14 protein-coding genes and 1 riboswitch are annotated in these 19,787 nt (G+C 67.0%); of the genes, 5 read left to right on the top strand and 9 right to left on the bottom strand.

All coding sequences use genetic code 11. The annotated features are described in order from the left end of the window. Positions 1-62: 62 nt before the first annotated feature. The 8 genes from leuB to ilvC all read right to left on the bottom strand — a co-directional run bounded on the left by leuB (position 63) and on the right by ilvC (position 8,924). The gene (leuB, locus tag AC1DQP_RS04820) at positions 63-1,127 is read right to left on the bottom strand and encodes a 3-isopropylmalate dehydrogenase (RefSeq protein WP_457318138.1); all 1,065 of its coding nucleotides are present in this window, start codon (positions 1,125-1,127) and stop codon (positions 63-65) included. Next, positions 1,117-1,695 (bottom strand): 3-isopropylmalate dehydratase small subunit, encoded by a 579-nt coding sequence (leuD, locus tag AC1DQP_RS04815; RefSeq protein ID WP_457318139.1) that lies wholly within the window; start codon positions 1,693-1,695, stop codon positions 1,117-1,119. Before leuD ends, leuB begins: the two co-directional genes overlap by 11 nt. Then, entirely contained in the window at positions 1,695-3,116 is a 1,422-nt protein-coding gene (gene leuC, locus AC1DQP_RS04810) for a 3-isopropylmalate dehydratase large subunit (RefSeq protein ID WP_256776493.1), read from the bottom strand. The genes leuD and leuC overlap by 1 nt, the downstream gene beginning before the upstream one ends. A 41-nt stretch (positions 3,117-3,157) precedes the next feature. Then, positions 3,158-4,705, bottom strand: a complete 1,548-nt coding sequence (locus AC1DQP_RS04805; protein WP_478051186.1) for a 2-isopropylmalate synthase — start codon at positions 4,703-4,705, stop codon at positions 3,158-3,160. Positions 4,706-4,707: 2 nt separating this feature from the next. Next, positions 4,708-5,805, bottom strand: coding sequence for a threonine dehydratase (locus AC1DQP_RS04800; protein ID WP_256776491.1), 1,098 nt, complete (start codon positions 5,803-5,805; stop codon positions 4,708-4,710). Positions 5,806-5,937: 132 nt separating this feature from the next. Beyond that, on the bottom strand, positions 5,938-6,192 hold the full coding sequence (locus tag AC1DQP_RS04795; protein WP_312237757.1) for an ACT domain-containing protein: 255 nt from the start codon (positions 6,190-6,192) through the stop codon (positions 5,938-5,940). Further along, positions 6,176-7,909, bottom strand: coding sequence for an acetolactate synthase 2 catalytic subunit (ilvG, locus tag AC1DQP_RS04790; protein WP_457318143.1), 1,734 nt, complete (start codon positions 7,907-7,909; stop codon positions 6,176-6,178). Before ilvG ends, AC1DQP_RS04795 begins: the two co-directional genes overlap by 17 nt. A gap of 40 nt (positions 7,910-7,949) precedes the next feature. Further along, on the bottom strand, positions 7,950-8,924 hold the full coding sequence (gene ilvC / locus AC1DQP_RS04785; protein WP_457318144.1) for a ketol-acid reductoisomerase: 975 nt from the start codon (positions 8,922-8,924) through the stop codon (positions 7,950-7,952). A 645-nt stretch (positions 8,925-9,569) separates the two neighbouring features. On the opposite strand from ilvC, the gene ggt reads away from it, so the two are divergent. Then, positions 9,570-11,288, top strand: coding sequence for a gamma-glutamyltransferase (ggt, locus tag AC1DQP_RS04780; RefSeq protein ID WP_478051185.1), 1,719 nt, complete (start codon positions 9,570-9,572; stop codon positions 11,286-11,288). Positions 11,289-11,537: 249 nt separating this feature from the next. Here the strand turns inward: ggt and AC1DQP_RS04775 are convergent, their stop codons facing one another. Continuing rightward, entirely contained in the window at positions 11,538-13,106 is a 1,569-nt protein-coding gene (locus AC1DQP_RS04775) for a BCCT family transporter (protein WP_478051184.1), read from the bottom strand. A 219-nt stretch (positions 13,107-13,325) separates the two neighbouring features. Beyond that, a riboswitch (TPP riboswitch) is annotated at positions 13,326-13,427 on the top strand. Between the two features lie 113 nt (positions 13,428-13,540). Here AC1DQP_RS04775 and thiC point away from each other — a divergent pair. The 4 genes from thiC (at position 13,541) to AC1DQP_RS04755 (ending at position 19,764) form a co-directional block, all read left to right on the top strand. Beyond that, the gene (thiC, locus tag AC1DQP_RS04770) at positions 13,541-15,418 is read left to right on the top strand and encodes a phosphomethylpyrimidine synthase ThiC (RefSeq protein ID WP_478051183.1); all 1,878 of its coding nucleotides are present in this window, start codon (positions 13,541-13,543) and stop codon (positions 15,416-15,418) included. A 101-nt stretch (positions 15,419-15,519) separates the two neighbouring features. Next, on the top strand, positions 15,520-16,197 hold the full coding sequence (locus AC1DQP_RS04765; RefSeq protein WP_256776482.1) for an ion channel: 678 nt from the start codon (positions 15,520-15,522) through the stop codon (positions 16,195-16,197). 251 nt (positions 16,198-16,448) lie between these two features. Beyond that, positions 16,449-18,761, top strand: coding sequence for a winged helix-turn-helix domain-containing protein (locus AC1DQP_RS04760; RefSeq protein ID WP_478051182.1), 2,313 nt, complete (start codon positions 16,449-16,451; stop codon positions 18,759-18,761). Between the two features lie 121 nt (positions 18,762-18,882). Further along, entirely contained in the window at positions 18,883-19,764 is an 882-nt protein-coding gene (locus AC1DQP_RS04755) for a helix-turn-helix transcriptional regulator (protein ID WP_256776479.1), read from the top strand. Positions 19,765-19,787 lie beyond the last annotated feature (23 nt).

Below are 19,787 nucleotides of genomic sequence, written 5' to 3'. Positions count from 1 at the left end.
GCACACAATCCAGGAACGGAGCGCAGCCGACCAACGGTCGGCTCTACATGCGTTGCTGGTCTTCAGCCGCGCAGGCGCGCCAGCACCGCGTCGGTGGCCTGGGTGGTGCTTACCGCCGCACCCTTGGCCGCCAGGTCTGCAGTGAACACACCGGCATCCAGCGCCGCATGCACGGCCGCTTCCACCGCAGCGGCTTCTTCCTCCAACCTCAGCGAATGCCGCAGCAGCATCGCCGCGCTGAAGATCGTGGCGTAGGGATTGGCGATGCCCTTGCCGGCGATGTCCGGGGCCGAGCCGTGGATGGGCTCGTAGATACCCACCGCGCCGGGTTCGCCCAGCGACGCCGACGGCAACAGGCCCAAGGAGCCTGCCAGCATCGAGGCCTCGTCGGTGAGGATGTCGCCGAACATGTTCTCGGTGACGATCACGTCATACTCGCGCGGCTTGGCCAGCAGATGCATCGCCATCGAATCGACCAGCTGGTGTTCCAGCGCGATCTCCGGGAACTCCTCGCGGCCGATCCGCGCGGCCACGTCACGCCACAGGCGCGAGGTCTCCAGCACGTTGGCCTTGTCCACCGAGGTGACCTTGCCGCGCCGGGTCTGCGCCAGGCGGAAGGCGGTGCGCAGCACGCGCTCGATCTCGCCCACGCTGTAGCTGCACAGATCGCTGGCGGTGTCGGCGGTGCGGGTCTTTACGCCGAAGTAGATGCCGCCGGTCAGTTCGCGCACCACCACGAAGTCCACGCCTTCCAGCAGCTCGGCCTTGATCGGCGAGGCGCCCAGCGCGGCCGGGTGGGTACGCACCGGGCGCAGGTTGGCGTACAGGCCGAGCGCCTTGCGGATCGCCAGCAGGCCCTGTTCGGGGCGCACCTTGGCGTTGGGGTCGGACCACTTCGGCCCGCCCACTGCGCCGAGCAGGATCGCGTCGGCCTTGCGGCAGGCGTCCAGGGTGCTGGCCGGCAACGGTTCGCCGTGGCGGTCGATGGCGATGCCCCCGATGTCGTGCTCCTGGAAACCGAAGGTGTGGCCAAAGCGCTCGGCCACCACGTCCAGCACCGCCACGGCCGCTGCGGCGACTTCCGGACCAATCCCATCACCAGGCAAGACCACAATTTCAGCGTGCATGTTCACTCTCGTAACGTTCGATGTCAGGGGTACGGCCCAACAGATACCCCAATTGGTCTACGCCTTCCAGCAGGCAGGTCTGCGAGAAACCGTCCAGCGGGAAGGCGTAGACGCGCCCGTCGGGCGTGCGCAGTTCGCGCGCGGCCACGTCGATGGTCAGTACGTCGTTCGGCCGCTGCATGAGGGTCTGCACGTCGGCTTCGTCCAGCACGATCGGCAGCAGGCCGTTCTTCAGCGAATTGCCGCGGAAGATATCGGCGATCTCGCTGCTGACGATGGCGCGCAGGCCCAGGTCGGTCAGCGCCCACGGCGCGTGTTCGCGCGAGGAACCGCAGCCGAAGTTGCGGCCCGCCAGCAGGATGCTGCGCCCGGCGTTGTGCGGCTGGTTGAAGGCAAAGCCCGGATTGGGCGTGCCGTCGGCCTGCCAGCGCCAGTCGTTGAAGGCGTGCTTGCCCAGCCCGGCGCGTTCGGTGGTGGACAGGAACCGCGCCGGAATGATCTGGTCGGTGTCGATATTGGTCTCGGCCAGCACAACGCTGGTGGAGGTCAGGGTGCGGAAGCCGCTCATCAGGCCACCTCCCGGGCGGCATACAGTTCACGTGGATCGGCCACGCGGCCGTTCACCGCCGCCCACGCCGCCGTCATCGGCGAGGCCAGCAGCGTGCGCGAGCCGGGGCCTTGGCGGCCTTCGAAGTTGCGGTTGCTGGTGCTCACCGCCAGTTGCCCGGGGGCGACCAGGTCACCGTTCATGGCGATGCACATCGAGCAGCCCGGCTCGCGCCACTCCGCGCCCGCCGCACGCACGATGGCGTGGATGCCTTCGGCCTCGGCCTGCCGCTTGACGATCTCCGAGCCCGGCACCACCAGCATGCGCACGCCGTCGGCGACGCGCCGGCCCTGCAGCACCTGCGCCACTTCGCGCATGTCGCTCAGGCGGCCGTTGGTGCACGAGCCGACGAACACGACGTCCACCGGTGTGCCGGCCAGGGTCTGCCCGGCGTGGAAGTGCATGTAATCCAGGCCCTTCTGCGCGGCAGCATCGTTGGCGGCCGGGATCGGCTGATCCACGGCGATGGCCGTGCCGGGGTGGGTGCCCCAGGTGAGCGTGGGGCGGATGTCGGCCGCCTCGATGTGCACTTCCACGTCGAAACGCGCACCGGCATCGCTGCGCAGCTGCGACCACGCGGCGACAGCGGCATCGAAGTCGGCGCCCTTCGGCCCGCGCGGGGTGTTGGCCACCCAGTCGTAGGTGGTCTGGTCGGGGGCGACCATGCCGGCGCGCGCACCGGCCTCGATGGACATGTTGCACAAGGTCATGCGCTGCTCCATGTCCATCGCCTCGATCGCGCTGCCGCGGAACTCCAGCACGTGGCCGGTGCCGCCGTTGACGCCGATCACGCCGATGATGTGCAGCACCACGTCCTTGGCGCCCACGCCCAGCGGCAGGGCGCCGTCGACGGTGATCGCCATCGTCTTGGCCTTGCGCTGCAACAGGCACTGGGTGGCCAACACGTGGCCGACTTCACTGGTGCCGATGCCGAAGGCCAGGGCGCCAAACGCCCCATGCGTGGAGGTGTGGCTGTCGCCGCAGACGATGGTCATGCCCGGCTGGGTGAAGCCCTGCTCGGGAGCGATCACGTGCACGATGCCGCGGCTGGCCGACTGCAGGTCGAACAGTTCCACGCCGTACGCGGCGCAGTTGCGCGCGAGCATGTCCACCTGCGCTTCGGACGCCGCGCTGGCGTACGGCAGCTTACCGTCGGCGCCGGCCGGCAGGGTCGGGGTGGAGTGGTCCATGGTGGCCTTGGTCCGGTCCGGGCGTCGCGGCGACAGGCCGCGCTCGCGCAGTTCGGTGAAGGCCTGCGGCGAGGTCACTTCGTGGATCAGGTGCAGGTCGATGTACAGCACGGCGGGCGCGCTGTCCGATTCGGGCACGACGACGTGGGCATCCCACAGTTTGTCGTACAGGGTGCGGGGAGCTGGGGTCATGGACTGGCCTTGCTGCGGTTCGGGATGCGTCATGGGGGTGCTCAGGCTGCGGCGGTCGCAGCGGGCTGCTCGGTCGTCGCGTTGCGCTGGCGCAGCAGTCGGTTGGCCACGTCCAGCCAGGCCAGTGCGGAGGCTTCGATGATGTCGCGGCTGGTACCGGTGCCTTCGTACTCCACGCCGTCGTGGCGCACGCTCAGGTTGGCCTCGCCGCGCGCATCGGCGCCGATGCCCACGCTGTGCACGTGATAGCTGTCCAGCATCAGCTGTACGCCGGTGGCGGCCGACAACGCACCGAACAGCGCATCCACGGGGCCATCGCCCTGCGCGGTTTCGGCCACGCGGTTGCCGTCCGGATCGGACAGCTCCACCAGCGCATTGGCGCGGCTGCCGACGTMGCTGATCGTCATCGAGGCCAGGCGGTAGCCGTTCTGGGTGGCGCTGCCCTGCATCAGGGTCTGCAGATCGGCGTCGGTGACCACGCGTTGCTGTTCGCACAGCGCCTTGAACTGTTCAAAGACATGCTTCAGTTCTTCTTCGTACAGGCAGAAACCCAGCGCACGCAGGCGCTGTTCGACTGCCGCGCGGCCGCTGTGGCGGCCCAGCACCATCTGCGAGGACTCCCAGCCCACGTCTTCGGGGCGCATGATTTCGTAGGTACCGCGGTGGCGCAGCATGCCGTGCTGGTGGATGCCCGACTCATGCGCGAACGCGTTGGCGCCGACGATCGCCTTGTTGCGCTGGACAGGCATGCCGACCAGGCGCTGCAGCAGCTGCGAGGTGGCGACGATGCGCGGGGTGTTGATGCGGGTGTCTTCCTCGTAGAAGGCATTGCGGACCTTCAGCACCATCGCGATCTCTTCCAGCGAGCAGTTGCCGGCACGCTCGCCGATGCCGTTGATGGTGCACTCCACCTGCCGCGCACCGCCTTCGATGGCCGCCAGCGAGTTGGCCACGGCCAGGCCCAGGTCGTTGTGGCAGTGCGCGCTGAAGACGATGCGGTCGCTGTCGGGAACCCCGGCGATCACGCGCTGGAACATGCCGCGGATTTCCTCGGGCGTGGTGAAGCCCACGGTGTCGGGCAGGTTGATGGTGGTGGCACCGGCGGCCACGGCCACGCGGGCGACCTCGATCAGGAAGTCTTCTTCGGTACGCGTGGCGTCTTCGGCGGAGAATTCCACGTCATCCACGTAGCCCCGTGCCAGGCTCACGTGCTTGTGCACCGATTCCAGCACCTGCTCGCGGCTCATCCGCAGTTTGTGTTCGCGATGCAACGGACTGGTGGACAGGAACAGGTGCAGGCGCGGGTTGGCGGCCGCCTCCAGCGCCTTGGCCGAGGTCTCGATATCGGTGGTCAGGCAGCGCGACAGCACCGCCAGGGTGGTCTGGCGCAGCTCGCGGCCGATCAGCGTCATCGCTTCGCGGTCGGACTGCGAGCTGGCCGGGAAGCCGGTCTCGATGATGTCCACGCCCAGCTCGGCCAGCGCACGGGCCATCACCAGCTTCTGCGGCGGGGTCATGCTGCAGCCGGGCGATTGCTCGCCGTCGCGCAGGGTGGTGTCGAAAATTCTGATTCGGGGGGAGTTGGGCATGGTCACCAGGAGGTCTCCTCGACGGCAATGTCGGATGGGATGGCGGAGGTAGGATTCGGAGCGGTATTCGGGAGGGTCGCGAGCACGGTCGGTAGCGGTGGTCGCATGCGCTCGCTGGCGCGGCGGCGGGGTTTGCGCGGGGGGCGCGGGCGGATGTCGGCCAGCAGCTGGGCCAGCACCATCGCGTCGATGTTGCCGCCGGACACCACCGCGCACTTGCGCTTGCCGGCGACGCGACGACCGGCGGCCAGGGCCAATGCGCCGGCGCCTTCGGCGATGACGTGTTCTTCCAGTGCCAGTCGCACCAGGGTCTCGCGCAGCTCGGCTTCGCGCACGATCACCACATCGTCCAGCAGTGCGCTGCACAGCTTGCGGGTCAGGAAGCCGGGAATCTTGACCTTCACGCCGTCAGCCAGGGTCGCCACCGGCGTAATCTCGCGCAGATCGCCGCGGATCGCGCGTGCCATCGAATCGACACCTTCGACCTGTGCGCCGACGATACGCACGCCCTGCGATTTCAGCGCCAGCGCGACGCCCGATGCCAGGCCGCCGCCGCCGATCGGCACGATCACCACGTCCGGTGCGTGCGGGGCCAGTTCGATGCCCAGGGTACCTTGCCCGGCGATCACGTCCGGATCGTCGAATGCCGACAGGAAGCGATAGCCGTGCTGGTCGGCCAGGGCGCGGGCGAACGCGTAGGCCTCGTCGTAGCTGCTGCCGTGCTGGCGCACGGTGGCGCCCCAGTGGGCGACGCCGGCGATCTTGGTGGCGGGTGCGCCATGCGGCATCACCGTGATCGCCGGGATGTTCAACCGGTAGGCGGCCCATGCCACGCCCTGGGCGTGGTTGCCGGCCGAGGCACAGATCACCGGCCGGTCATCGCCGCGTTCGCGCCCGGCCAGCAGCGCGTTCAGTGCGCCGCGCACCTTGTAGGAACCGGTGCGCTGCAGGTTTTCCAGTTTCAGCCACACCCCGAACCGCTCGGCGTAATGCAGGGGCGTGGGCGGCAGGAAGCGACGCAACCGCGCCTGCGCGGCCAGCACGTCGGCGACGCTTACGTCGCCTACCTCCGGTTCCTGCGGGGTACGGCTAGCCGGCATCGCGCACCCGGCCAGGGTGATCGTCGCAGTGCGGTGCGCGCTGCGGCGGCGTCCCTTGATGGTGCCACCTCGTGCGCCCTGCACGCCCAAGAAGGCACCTCCGTACCGGCACCGATGCAACGGTGCGGGCGTTCATGCCGATACTCCAGGTTCCAGCGCGCTGATGCGCACCGACACACAGTCGTAGATTTTCTCGATCTGCCGGCACAGCGTTTCCGGCGGACGGGTGCTGTCCACCACCATCTGCAGGTGCCAGCGGCCGTTGTCGGCGGCATTGGGCGCGCCGGCGATCGCGCGCGGCGCGAAGCCGCGGCGTTCGGCCATGCCGATCACGCGCAGCAGCGCGCCCTCGGCGGGGACCAGCACCAGGTCAAGCCGGTATTGCATTGGGGAACTCCTGGGGCTGATGGGCAGGGTTGGCGTCCAGCATGGTGCTGTTGGCATTGTTGGGGGGCACCAGCGGCCACACGTTGGCCCGTGCATCGATGGCCACGTGCAGCAGCGCCGGACCCGGCTGGGCCAGCAGCGCGGCCAGGCCGCCTTCAACGTCATCACGCGCCTCGATGCGGGTAGCGGGAATGCCGAACACCTGCGCCAGTGCGGCGAAATCCGGGTTGTCGGACAGGTCGATCTCGCTGTAACGCTCGGCGAAGAACAGCTCCTGCCACTGGCGCACCATGCCCAGCGAACTGTTGTCCAGCAGCACGATCTTCACCGGCAGGCGGCACCGCGCGATGGTTGCCAGCTCCTGCACGTTCATCATGAAACTGCCATCGCCGGAGACCAGCACCACGGTGCGGTCGGGGCAGGCGAACTGCGCGCCCATCGCCGCCGGCAGGCCGAAGCCCATGGTGCCCAGCGCGCCGCTGGTCAGGTGGTTGCGCGGGTGGTTGAAGCGGCAGTGCTGGGCCACCCACATCTGATGCTGGCCCACGTCACAGGCGATGATCGCATCGCGCGGGGCAAGCTCGCTCAGTCGCTTCAGCAGCGCCGGGGCGTAGATGTGCGTGCCGGGCGCGTCGTAGCGCGCGGCGAAACGTTCGCGATGGCCGGCGCAGCGCTTGCGCCACGCGTCCTGGCTGGCCGGGATGGACGCCGCGGCGGTCAGGGCGCGCAGGGCGCTGCCGACGTTGCCGGGCACGGCGATGTCGGCACTGCGCAGCTTGGAGATCTCATACGCATCGGCATCGATGTGGATGACCCGCGCGAACGGGGCGAACTCGTTCAACTTGCCGGTGGCGCGGTCGTCGAAACGCGCGCCGATCACCACCAGCAGGTCGCTCTCCTGCACGGCCATGTTGGCCGCGCGGGTGCCGTGCATGCCCAGCATGCCCAGGTAGTGCGCATGCTGCGGCGGCAGCGCGCCCAGGCCGCGCAGGGTCAGCACGGTGGGGATGGCACTGGCCTCGACGAAGGCGCGGAAATCTTCGACCGCATCGCCCAGGGCAACACCACCACCGGCGTAGATCACCGGCTTTTCAGCGGTGGCAATCGCCGCAATGGCCTGTGCGATCGCGTCGTCCTGCGGCGCGGACGGGGGATTGACCGCTGCCGGCACATGCACGGGCAGGTGCGAGGCATCGGCGATCTGCACGTCCTTGGGCAGGTCGATCAGCACCGGCCCGGGACGACCTTCGCGCGCAATGCGGAAGGCCTCGCGGACCACGCGCGGCAGGTCATCGACGCTGCGCACCAGCCAGCTGTGCTTGACGATCGGCATGGTCAGCCCGAACACGTCCAGTTCCTGGAACGCGTCGGTGCCCAGCAGTGGGGTGGCGACCTGGCCGGTGATGCAGACCATCGGCACCGAATCGAGCATCGCATCGGCGATGCCGGTAACCAGGTTGGATGCCCCCGGGCCGGAGGTGGCGACACAGACGCCAACCTGGCCGCTGGCGCGGGCATAGCCATTGGCGGCCAGCGCCGCGCCCTGTTCGTGGCGCACCAGGATGTGCTTCAGCCCCGAATCCACCAGGGCGTCGTAGAACGGCATGATGGTGCCGCCGGGGTAGCCGAACAGCGTATGCACGCCCTCGGCTTCCAGGGCCTGCGTCAACCAGCGGGCGCCGTTGCAGGGCGCGGTGCTGTGTGCGGAGGTGTTCATGCGGTGACCTTTACGAAAGCGGGTGGGGGAGCCGCGCGGGTTACGCGGCTTGAATTTGCAACCAGACCATCTTGGCGCGCAGTTCCTTGCCTACCTTTTCGATCGGATGCTCCAGGTCGGCCTGCTTGAACTTGTTGTAGTTCGGCAGGCCCGCTTCGTACTCGGCCACCCAGTTCTTGGTGAAGGTGCCGTTCTGGATGTCGGTCAGCACGTCTTTCATGCGCGCCTTGGTGCCGGCATCGATCACCCGCGGGCCGCTGACGTAGTCGCCGTACTGCGCGGTTTCGGAGATGAATTCCAGCATGCGGGTGATGCCGCCTTCGTAGAACAGGTCCACGATCAGCTTCAGTTCGTGCAGCACTTCGTAGTAGGCGATTTCCGGCTGGTACCCGGCTTCCACCAGCGTTTCGAAACCGGCCTGCACCAGCGCCGACGCACCACCGCACAGCACCGCCTGCTCGCCGAACAGATCGGTCTCGGTCTCTTCCTTGAAGGTGGTCTGGATCAGGTTGGCGCGTGCGCCGCCCAGGCCGGCGGCGTAGGCCAGCGCGTACTCGGCCGCCTTGCCGCTCCTGTCCTGGTAGACCGCCCAGATGCACGGCACGCCCCGGCCGATCTCGTACTCACGGCGCACCAGCGCACCCGGGCCCTTCGGCGCGACCAGCACCACGTCCAGGTCGTCGCGCGGGGTGATCATGTCGAAGTGCACGTTCAAACCGTGCGCGAACAACAGCACCGCGCCCTGTTTCATGTTGGGGGCAAGTACGTCTTCGTAGAGCTTCTTCTGCACCATGTCCGGGGTCAGCACGGCGACCAGGTCGGCGTCCTTGACCGCCTCGGCCGGTGCCTTGACGGTGAAGCCGTCGGCCTGTGCCTTCACCTCGGTGGGACCGCCCGGGCGCAGCCCGACGACGACATCGAAACCGGATTCACGCAGATTCAGCGCGTGCGCGCGGCCCTGGCTGCCGTAGCCGACAACAGCGATCTTGATCTGGGGCAGGTCGTTGGTGCTCATGGGGGAAGTCCTTTGGCGAAAAGAAAAAAAAGGCCGACGGTCTCAGCGACGCGTCGGCCAGTCAGGGGAAGGGGTGGCGTGCGCAGCGCCACGGCCGCACGCCGCCGTGGGGGCGGTGGGTGTGGCGGCGGGGGCGGGCTGGCGGGTCATGGCGGAAGGCAACTCGGAAAGGGGGAGGCGGAATCGAGGGGCTCTGAAACGAAAAAACCCGCACCTGGGTGGGTGCGGGTTTCGATGGATACCTGGCAGTCTTGCTTACACGCCGGTCCGTCCCGCACCTGTTGGTTGGGTAATAAGTACGAGGACAAGAAGCGAACGGATCGACGCCCCGCCGGTGTCGGCGTGTTCGATGGATTCGCGGATGGCTGTGCGCTGCAACATGAGATCGAGAAAACCACAGCGGTTTTGATGCTGTCAACCTTTGCGCGCACATTTCCAACGGTTTCGCCTGCATCCAGCGTAGAGGCCCGCCACGCAACGATGGTTTCCGCTGAAATCGATCCGGTGAACCCGAATTCACTATTTTGCAGGTGGGTTCTGCGCGGAATCCGGCGTCGATCGGAGGCCGCCCATGACCATTGTGGGATGTCGTCGCGGGCATTTCGCCGCCACTATCGCGGGGCTACCACCTTCAGGAACCACCCCGTGTCCTCACGTCTTGCCCGCGGCCTGCTGGCCGCTGCCGTCCTGTGTGCTCTCCCGGTTGTCTCGATGGCCGCCGACAGGATCACCGGCCACACCTTCGCCACCCGCTCGGAGGTGATCGCCCCGCACGCGATGGCCGCCACCTCGCAGCCGTTGGCCACCCAGATCGCGCTGGATGTGATGAAGGGCGGCGGCTCGGCGGTGGATGCGGCGATCGCGGCCAATGCCGCGCTCGGCCTGATGGAGCCGACCGGCAATGGCGTCGGCGGCGATCTGTTCGCGATCGTGTGGGACCCAAAGACCCAGAAGCTTTACGGATACAACGGCTCGGGCCGCTCGCCGAAGTCGCTGACCCTGGCCGAGTTCCAGCGACGCGGGCTGAAGGAGATCCCGGCCACCGGCCCGCTGCCGGTGTCGGTACCGGGCGCGGTGGATGGCTGGTTCGCGCTGCACGAGCGCTTCGGCCGCAAACCGATGGCCGACAACCTGGCCCCGGCGATCCGCTACGCGCGTGAGGGCCACCCGGTGGCCGAAGTGATCGCCTATTACTGGGACCGCTCGGTGCCCAAGCTGTCCCGGTACCCCGGCTTCACCGAGCAGTTCACCGTCAATGGACATGCCCCTCGCAAGGGCGAGCTCTGGAAGAACCCGAACCTGGCCAACACCCTGGAGCAGATCGCGCGCGGTGGYCGCGATGCGTTCTACAAGGGCGATATCGCGCAGACCATCGGCAGCTACTTCAAGGCCAATGGCGGCTACCTGAGCTATGAGGACATGGCCAGCCACCACGGCGAGTGGGTCGAGCCGGTAAGCAGCAACTACCGCGGCTACGACGTGTGGGAACTGCCGCCCAACAGCCAGGGCATCGCCGCGCTGCAGATCCTCAACGTGCTGGAAGGCTACGATTTCTCGAAGATCGCCTTCGGCTCACCCGAGCATGTCCATCTGTTCGTGGAGGCCAAAAAGCTGGCCTTCGCCGATCGCGCGCGGTTCTACACCGACCCGGCATTCCAGCCGGCGCCGGTGGCGAAGCTGGTGTCCAAGGCATATGCCGCCGAGCGTCGCACGCTGATCTCGATGGACAAGGCCCTGAACGAGGTGCAGCCGGGCACGCCGAAGCAGCTGGAAGAAGGCGACACGATTTACATGACCGTCGCCGATGCGGACGGGATGATGGTGTCGCTGATCCAGTCCAACTACCGCGGCATGGGCAGCGGCATGGCGCCCCCGGGATTGGGCTTCATCCTGCAGGATCGCGGCGAGATGTTCGTACTGCGCAAGGACCATCCCAACGGCTATGCGCCGGGCAAGCGTCCGTTCCAGACCATCATCCCGGGCTTTGTCACCAAGGACGGCAAGCCGTGGATGAGCTTCGGGGTCATGGGCGGGGCAATGCAGCCGCAGGGTCACGCGCAGATCGTGATGAACATGGTCGACTTCGGGATGAACCTGCAGGAGGCCGGCGACGCACCCCGCATCCAGCACGAAGGCTCGACCGAGYCGACCGGCCAGGCTACGGCGATGAGCGATGGGGGCGAGGTGAACCTGGAAACCGGCTTCCCGTACGAGACGGTGCGCGCGCTGATGCGCAAGGGCCACCGGGTAGTGTTTGCCGATGGCCCCTACGGTGGCTATCAGGCGATCCTGCGCGATCCGGACACCGGCGTGTATTACGGCGCATCGGAAAGCCGCAAGGATGGGCAGGCCGCCGGGTATTGAGGTAGAGCCGACCGTTGGTCGGCTGCCCGGTAACGCGCAGCTGATGATCTCCGCGGTAGAGCCGCGCCATGCGTGGCTGCGCTGCCGCGATCATTGTCATGGGGGCTGATGGCTGGGGAATGTTGCTGCCGAGCATGGCTCGGCACTACCGATGCAAACGACGCCTTCAACACTCGCGACCCACCCAAGGTAGAGCCGAGCCACGCTCGGCTGCTCTCCCCAAACCACCGACCCACGCGCAACACAAGGCTACGGCGCCCGCGCGGCCTCATCCCGCGTTTCTTCCTGTGCGGCGATCTCACGCTCGATCCACGCATCCATCATCCGGCGCGCCCGCTGCGCGCGGCGCCGCTGCAGCGCGTACTCCATGTCCAGCACCCGGTACAGCGACCACATCACCGCCAACATCAGCAACGCAAACGGAAGTGCCGCGATCGTGATCATGCCCTGCAGCGCGTTCAGGCCGCCGGCCAGCAACAGCGCCCCGGCGATCAGCGCGATCGCCACGCCCCACACCATGCGCCGCGCCAGCGGCGGATCGCCGGCTTCCTCGGTGGACATCGTGGCCAGCACCAGTACCGCCGAATCGGCCGAGGTCACGAAGAAGATCATCAGCAGCACCAGCGCGATCACCGACAACACCATCGGCATCGGCAGGCTGTCGAACATCGTGAACAGCACCGTCTCATAGCCATTGCCCAGCGCCTGCGCCAGATCCACATGGCCGAAGATCTGCGACCACAATGCCGTCCCGCCAAACACCGAGAACCACAGGAAGCCCAGCACGCTCGGCGCGATCACCACGCCCAGCACGAACTCGCGGATGCTGCGCCCACGCGAGACGCGCGCGATGAACGAGCCCACGAACGGGGCCCAGGCAATCCACCACGCCCAGTAGAAGATCGTCCAGTCCGCCACCCAGGTGCTGCCCGAGAACGGCGACATGCGCAGGCTCATCGTCACCAGCGAGTTGAGGTACGACCCGATCGTGGTGGTGAACGTATCGAAGATGAAACCGGTCGGCCCCAGCACCAGCACCAGCGCCAGCAGCACAGCGGCCAGGCCCAGGTTGAAGTTGGACAACCACTTGATGCCGCGATTCACCCCGCTGGTGGTGGAGACCATGTACAGCACGAACGCCACGGCGATGATGGTCAACTGCACCGGAATCGAATCCTGGATGCCGAATACCCGGTGCAGGCCCGCCGCGATCTGGATCGTGCCGAAGCCCAACGTGGTGGCCACCCCGATTGCGGTGGCCACCACCGCCGCGACGTTCACCACCGTGCCCATCCAGCCACGATGATGCGCACCGATGATCGGCTGCAGCAGATCGCTGATCAGTCCACGGCCGTTGCGGTTGAACTGGAACCACGCCATCGCCAGGCCGATCAGCGCATAGATCGCCCACGGATGCAGGCCCCAATGGAAGAACGCATAGCGCATCGACGCGCGCGCGGCGTCCATGCTCTGCGGCGCCAAGCCTTCGGGCGGCTTGACGAAATGCGAGATCGGCTCGGCCGCGCCCCAGAACACCAGGCCGATGCCCATGCCGGCGGCGAACAGCATCGACATCCAGCTGGCGTTGGAGAAATCCGGCTCGGCGTCTTCACCCCCGATGCGCAGCGAACCGAGCCGACCGAAGGCCAGGTACAGTAGGAACGACAGCGTCATGAACACCACCAGCAGGTACAGCCAGCCGGTGCTGCGGACGATGGTCGTCAACCCGCTCTGGACGATGTCGTTGAAGGGGCCCGGCGCAAGGCCGGCGGCCAGCACCAGCAGGGCAATCAATGCGATGGAAATGCGAAACACCATGCAGGAGTTTCTCCGTACGAAAGGGGCAGGGCGAGCCACCGGGGCGACTCAGGGCGGTCGCTGCCGGTCAATGCGGAGCGCCACCGAGGCGTGCGTTTGTGTCACACCGCGCCGCAGCATTCTAGGCCATGGATCGTCATTGCCTTGTTCACGTTCAAGCCGATGCCCGCCGGGTGTCGCCGACGGCTGCGCCGATTGCGTCGCGTTGTGGTCTAATTCGCCCCGAAGCGGGGGTACCGCGGCCGAACGGCCACGGTTGAGACAGTCCCTTCGAACCTGATCCGGTTGATACCGGCGTAGGGATGCTTCGCAACTGCAACCGCATTGCGCCGTAGGGCTGCCCCGCCCGAAGACCGCCCGCGATCGATCTGCCGTGCGCCGCCGCTTCGTCCGTTCCGCCTATTCCAGTGCGGAACTCGATCCAGGACGAAGTCATGAACGCAGCGCTTTCCTCCCTGCAGCAGCAGGCCCGGCAACTCTCCGAATCGGTCACCCGTCCGATCCCCGGTTCGCGCAAGATCCACGTGCAGGGCTCGCGCAGCGACCTGCAGGTGCCGATGCGCGAGATCGTGCTGACCCGCACCCCGACCCTGTTCGGCGGTGAGGAAAATGCACCGGTCACCGTGTATGACACTTCCGGCCCCTATACCGACCCACAGGCACGCATCGATCTGTCTGTCGGCCTGCCGGCGCTGCGCGCGGCCTGGATCGCCGAGCGGGGCGATACCGAAGCGCTGCCCGGCCTGAGCTCCGCCTTCGGGCGTTCGCGCGAAGCCGACGTGCGGCTGGACGCGGTGCGCTTCCCGTCGCGGCTGCAGCCCCGTCGCGCGGTTGCCGGCGGCAACGTCACCCAGATGCACTACGCACGGCGCGGCATCATCACCCCGGAAATGGAATTCGTCGCTCTCCGCGAGAACCAGCGCCTGGAGGCGCTCCGCGACGCCGCACTGCTCAAGCAGCACCCGGGCGAATCTTTCGGCGCGTCGATCCCGACGATCATCACTCCCGCGTTCGTCCGCGACGAGATCGCCCGTGGGCGTGCCGTGCTGCCCAACAACATCAACCATCCTGAAAGCGAGCCGATGATCATCGGTCGCAACTTCCTGACCAAGATCAACGCCAACATCGGCAACAGCGCGGTGTCGTCGGGCATTGCCGAAGAAGTCGAGAAACTGGTGTGGGCGATCCGCTGCGGCGGTGACACGGTGATGGACCTGTCCACCGGCAAGCACATCCACGAAACCCGCGAGTGGATCCTGCGCAACTCCCCGGTCGCCATCGGCACCGTGCCGATCTACCAGGCGCTGGAGAAGGTCGATGGCCGCGCCGAGGAACTCACCTGGGAGATCTTCCGCGACACGCTGATCGAACAGGCCGAGCAAGGCGTGGATTACTTCACCATCCACGCCGGCGTGCTGCTGCGCTACGTACCGCTCACCGCCAAACGCGTCACCGGCATCGTGTCGCGTGGCGGCAGCATCCTGGCCAAGTGGTGCCTGGCCCACCACAAGGAGAACTTCCTCTACACGCACTTCGACGACATCTGCGAGATCATGAAGGCCTACGATGTGACCTTCTCGCTCGGCGACGGCCTGCGCCCGGGCTGCATCGCCGATGCCAACGACGCCGCGCAGTTCGGTGAACTGGAAACGCTGGGCGAATTGACGAAGATCGCCTGGAAGCACGATGTGCAGACCATGATCGAAGGCCCCGGCCATGTGCCGATGCAGCTGATCAAGGAGAACATGGACAAGCAGCTGCGCGAGTGCGGTGAGGCGCCGTTCTACACGCTGGGCCCGCTGACCACCGACATCGCCCCGGGTTACGACCACATCACCAGCGCGATCGGTGCGGCGATGATCGGCTGGTACGGCACGGCGATGCTCTGCTATGTCACCCCGAAGGAACACCTGGGGTTGCCCAACCGCCAGGACGTGCGTGACGGGATCATGGCCTACCGCATCGCCGCGCACGCCGCGGACCTGGCCAAGGGCCACCCCGGTGCACAGGTGCGCGACAACGCGCTGAGCAAGGCGCGCTTCGAGTTCCGCTGGGAAGACCAGTTCCACCTCGGCCTGGATCCGGAGAAGGCCAGGGAGTTCCATGACCAGACGCTGCCCAAGGACGCGCACAAGCTGGCCCATTTCTGCTCGATGTGTGGGCCGCACTTCTGCTCGATGAAGATCACCCAGGACGTGCGCGACTATGCCGCCGAACACGGCCTGTCCGAACAGGACGCGCTGCAGGAGGGCATGGCCGACAAGTCGGTGCAGTTCCGCGACCTCGGTGCGGAGGTCYATCGGCCGCAATGACGCGGCGGCCGGGGCGCTGAGCCAGCGCCCCGGCCTGCTCATCTCGCCTGCGCGGCTTCCGCGTTAAGCTCGGCGCCACACGGCCAGGGCGAGGGAAGACGATGGCGATAGCACGCACCACCAAATGGCTGGCCATCGCGCGCAGGCATCCTTCTGCATGGCTGCTGGCCGTGCAACTGCTGGGCGTGCTGCTGTACCCGGCCATGGACGAGGCCGGTGCCAGCCGCGCGCTGTTCGGCGCGTTCGGCATAGCCGTGCTTGGCCTGTCGTTGTGGGTGGTGCGGCGCAGCCCGCTGGGGATGTGGCTGGCGCTGGTGCTGGCGATCCCGGCGGTGGTCTTCTCCATCGCCGGTGCGCTGCTGGGCAAGCCCGCCTTGACCATCACCGCGCAGCTGCTCGAATGCCTCCTGTATTTCTACACGGCTGGCAGCCTGACCGCCTACATGCTGCAGGATCACAAAGTCACCCGCGACGAGCTGTTCGCCGCCGGTGCGACATTCACCTTGCTGGCATGGGCCTTCGCGTTCGCATTCTCGGTCTGCCAGCAGTGGTATCCGGGCAGTTTCATGGCCACCAGCGAGAGCGAACTGCGCACCTGGATGGAGCTGCTTTATCTCAGCTTCAGCTTGCTGTCCGGGGTGGGGTTGAGTGATGTGGTGCCGGTGCATCCGCAGGCACGCGCATTGGTCATGCTGGAGCAGTTTGCAGGCGTGATGTACGTAGCTTTGGTGGTATCCAGGCTGGTCGGACTGACCATGCTGCGCCGTGGACGAAACTGAATCGCAGATAAAAAATTCGCGCCCGGAGGCGCGAATACTGAAGCGATTTATGTGAATTCGTCGGCGAGAGAGGGCCTGATGTTGTCCACGCGCACAGGCGCAGTTAACCGCCATAGGCTAGTATTCGCGCGCTTCAGTTTTTTTGCGGTTTGCGCTGATGGCATGTGCGGAATCTGGCGGTTCGTTCGATCGGTGTTCGGTTGCGATGGATGCTGCGTTCCTGTTGTCCTGCATTCACTCGTACCACCGGAATGATCAGCCCCTTTAGTGAGCCAACTTCAGCCGATGTGATCAGGATCGGCGAGTGCACCGTCACGTTGTCCTCCCGCGAGGTCACGGTGCCCGGTGCGCGTCGTCCGCGACGGCTGACGCCGAAGGCATTGGGTGTGTTGAAGGCGCTGATGCGCGCGCCGGGTGCGGTGGTCACCCGTGATGAACTGTTCGCCGAGGTATGGCCGGACACGCTGCCCACCAATGACGTGCTGACCCAGGCAGTGACACAGCTGCGCAAGGCGTTCAGCAACGACGATGTCACGGGCACGCCTTACATCGAAACCATTGCCAAGACCGGCTATCGCCTGCTCGTGCCGGTGAGAGCGGTCGATGCGGCGCCGGCTGCCGAGGCGGTGACGTTCATCGAACGCGACGACACCGCAGCACTGGACGTGCCTGCCGAAGTGGCCGCGCCCGCCACGGGATCCCTCCGCAGCCGGTGGCGGCGGATGCGCCGCTACGTCCTGCTCGCGCTCGGCGTTGGCATGATGATCGCGCTGCTGGTGCTGACCGCATTGCTGCTGCAACGTCCTGCACCATCGGCCGCGTCCAGCGGCGTGCTGGAAGACGGCAGCCGCGTGATCGGCAGCCCGCAGCGACCGTACCGGCTGATTACCGCCACGGCGGGGTTTGAAACCTATCCCACGTTGTCCCCGGACGGTTCGCAGGTGGCCTACGAGGCCGACAGCAGCGCCCGCCAGGGCAGCAGCATCAAAGTGCAGACCTCCGGCAACGCCCCGGCGCGGTTGCTGGCCGAGACGCCGCAGGGGTACTCCGACCGCTTCCCCAACTGGTCGCCGAACGGTCGCGACATCGCCTTCGCCCGCTTTGGTCCCGATGCCGGCTGCGAAGTGCTGATTGCCAGCGCGACCGGCGGCGCGGTGCGCCACGTCACCCGCTGCGATGGCACCGAACTGCTCAGCTTCGACTGGACACCGGACGGGCGCGGCCTGCTGTTCGGCTCGCTGGCCGGGCGCTACGCGCACCGTGGCATCCGCATCCTGGACATCGCCAGCGGGCGCTGGACGCCACTGGACTACGAGGTGGCCGAAGACAGTTTCGACTACGCCCCGCGCTACTCGCCGGACGGGCGCTGGATCGTGTTCGTGCGCAATCCGCAGATCGGTGATCTGTGGCGGTTGCCGGCGGCGGGCGGCGTGCCGGAGCAGTTGACCGACGATTCGGCCGAGATCCGCGGGTGGGCCTGGCGCAGCGACAGCCGGCACATCGTGTTCGGGCGCCGCGTGGACAGCGAATCGCGGCTGTACGAGCTGGATATCCCGACCCGCACGCTGCGCGATGTGGGCATCGACGATGCGCAGTCGCCGGCGGTGTCGCGCAGCAGCGAAATGCTGGCCTTCGTGCACCGCAAGGCGCAGTTCGGTCTGTTCCGCGTGTCGCTCAAGGAGGGCCGGCCCGGCCACCCCGAGCGCCTGTTCGCCTCCAACGGCCGTGATGGTCAGCCGATGCTGGCCCCGGATGGCCGGCAACTGGTGTTCACCTCCGACCGCTCCGGGAACTACGGATTGTGGTGGGCCGACTTGACCCGGCCCGAATCGCTGCGCCCGGTCGATGGGTTGCGTCCGGAGACGCGCCAAGCCGCGGACTGGTCACCGGACAGCACGCATCTGCTGGTGTCCGGGCGCGATGCGCAGGCCAATCCGGTGATCTACGAGGTTTCCCCGCGCGACGAGCAGGTGGTGGCGCTGCCGGTACCCGTCGCCCAGCCACTGCAGGCTTTGTATGCGGGCGATGCCGACCACCTGCTGGTAGTCGATCGCGACCCGCACGAACGCATGCGACTGTTGTTGTTCGATCGGCGCGCCTCGCCGTGGACGCTGCTCGGCAGCATCGACGGGGTCTCGCAGGCCCGCTTCGACCCGGCCACCCAGCGCGTGTTGTTCACGCGGTTGTCGGCCGGCGGCTTGTGGTCGGCCGATGCGCGGCTCAGTGCCGACAGCATCCGGCAGCTCAGCGACGACCGGCCGACGCGCTGGCGCTATCGGACCTGGGCCGTCGCCCGCAACGGCAGCGTCGACTACCTGTCCAATCGCGCCGATTGCGCCACCCTGTTTTCGCGCATCAACGTCGGCGCGCCCAGCGTCGAGCACTGCCTGGATGCCGATCGCCTGAGTGCCGGCAACGGCTTCAGTGCGCAGGCCGATGGCAGCGCGCTGTATGTGGCGCTTGCGGTGGCCGACGGCGCCGATATCGGCGTGATGGAACTGCCCGAGGCTCCCGCACCGGTCTTCTCCACGATCTCCAACGCCTTGTTTACAAAAGGGAAATGAACTTCGTGATTCCTTCGTATCGACCTCGTGTCGAATTCGGATGAATCTCGTAGGACTTTCCTGACCGGGTCGACCTGATTTGGCAAAACGGTTGCCCAGTTACGGCAAACACGGTGTAGTCATGCGTCAGCTCTCCCTCGCCGATCGCGGTCAATCGCTTTCCCTGGACAAGATCGTCGACGACGGCCCGCTGCCCACCTGCCTGGGCGTGGCTCGGCTCGGCAGCCTGCAGACCGCCGGCGCCACCTTCACCGTATGGATGCAGCTGCGTGGCAGCGCGTGGGTGGAATCCAAGGAAGGCCGTTTCCGTCTGCGCCAGCGCGAGTGGATCGCCTTCGAGAAGGAATCGCGCCCGATGATCCAGGCCGGCCGCGATGGCCTGTGCATCGGGCTGAGCCTGACCCCGGATGCGCTGCGTGCGCTCGGCGAACTGGAAGACTGCAGCCTGTATGCCGGTCGCGGCAGCATGAGCCGCGGTGAAGTCCGCGTGGCCCTGCGGCTGTGGCGCGATGCCCTGGCCAGTGGCCAGCCGGCGCAGGCGTTGCGCCCGGTGCTGCTGCACCTGGCCTCACTGCAGCGCGCGCTGGCCACCGGAGTGCAGCGTTGCCCCGGCCGCTCGCGCCTGCGCAAGCGCCAGGTGTTCGGGCGGATGCAGCGCGCGCGCCTGTACCTGGAAGGCAACAGCCACCGCGTGGTGCGCATTGGTGAACTGGCCGAGCTAACCAACTTCTCCAGCTGGTACCTGTCCAAGACGTTCCAGAGCCTGTACGAGGAAAGCCCGCAATCGCTGTCGGCGCGCCTGCGCCTGGAGCGCGCGGCCGACCTGCTGCGTGATACCGACATGATGATCGGCGAAGTGGCCGCAGCAAGCGGATTTGACAACTGTTGCAGCTTCGCACGGGCCTTCCGGGCACGTTATGGGCAGTCTGCGTCAGGCTTCCGCGAGACCGTCGGAATGCTCCCGCCAAAGTCGGCAAAGCCTCCGGTTGCTTCGCGCAAATAATTAACTGCAACGCAATCGTAACT

This window comes from Stenotrophomonas sp. P5_A8 (assembly GCF_056400545.1).
This window is presented reverse-complemented; position numbering and strand designations above follow the sequence as displayed.

Bases quoted from the DNA above. Each gene is read 5' to 3' on its own strand.
- AC1DQP_RS04755 (WP_256776479.1), top strand. From the start codon at position 18,883: ATGCGTCAGCTCTCCCTCGCCGATCGCGGTCAATCGCTTTCCCTGGAC.
- AC1DQP_RS04760 (WP_478051182.1), top strand. From the start codon at position 16,449: ATGATCAGCCCCTTTAGTGAGCCAACTTCAGCCGATGTGATCAGGATC.
- ilvC (WP_457318144.1), bottom strand. From the start codon at position 8,924: ATGAGCACCAACGACCTGCCCCAGATCAAGATCGCTGTTGTCGGCTAC.
- leuD (WP_457318139.1), bottom strand. From the start codon at position 1,695: ATGAGCGGCTTCCGCACCCTGACCTCCACCAGCGTTGTGCTGGCCGAG.
- AC1DQP_RS04795 (WP_312237757.1), bottom strand. From the start codon at position 6,192: ATGCAATACCGGCTTGACCTGGTGCTGGTCCCCGCCGAGGGCGCGCTG.
- AC1DQP_RS04800 (WP_256776491.1), bottom strand. From the start codon at position 5,805: ATGCCGGCTAGCCGTACCCCGCAGGAACCGGAGGTAGGCGACGTAAGC.
- ilvG (WP_457318143.1), bottom strand. From the start codon at position 7,909: ATGAACACCTCCGCACACAGCACCGCGCCCTGCAACGGCGCCCGCTGG.
- AC1DQP_RS04765 (WP_256776482.1), top strand. From the start codon at position 15,520: ATGGCGATAGCACGCACCACCAAATGGCTGGCCATCGCGCGCAGGCAT.
- AC1DQP_RS04775 (WP_478051184.1), bottom strand. From the start codon at position 13,106: ATGGTGTTTCGCATTTCCATCGCATTGATTGCCCTGCTGGTGCTGGCC.
- leuB (WP_457318138.1), bottom strand. From the start codon at position 1,127: ATGCACGCTGAAATTGTGGTCTTGCCTGGTGATGGGATTGGTCCGGAA.
- leuC (WP_256776493.1), bottom strand. From the start codon at position 3,116: ATGACCCCAGCTCCCCGCACCCTGTACGACAAACTGTGGGATGCCCAC.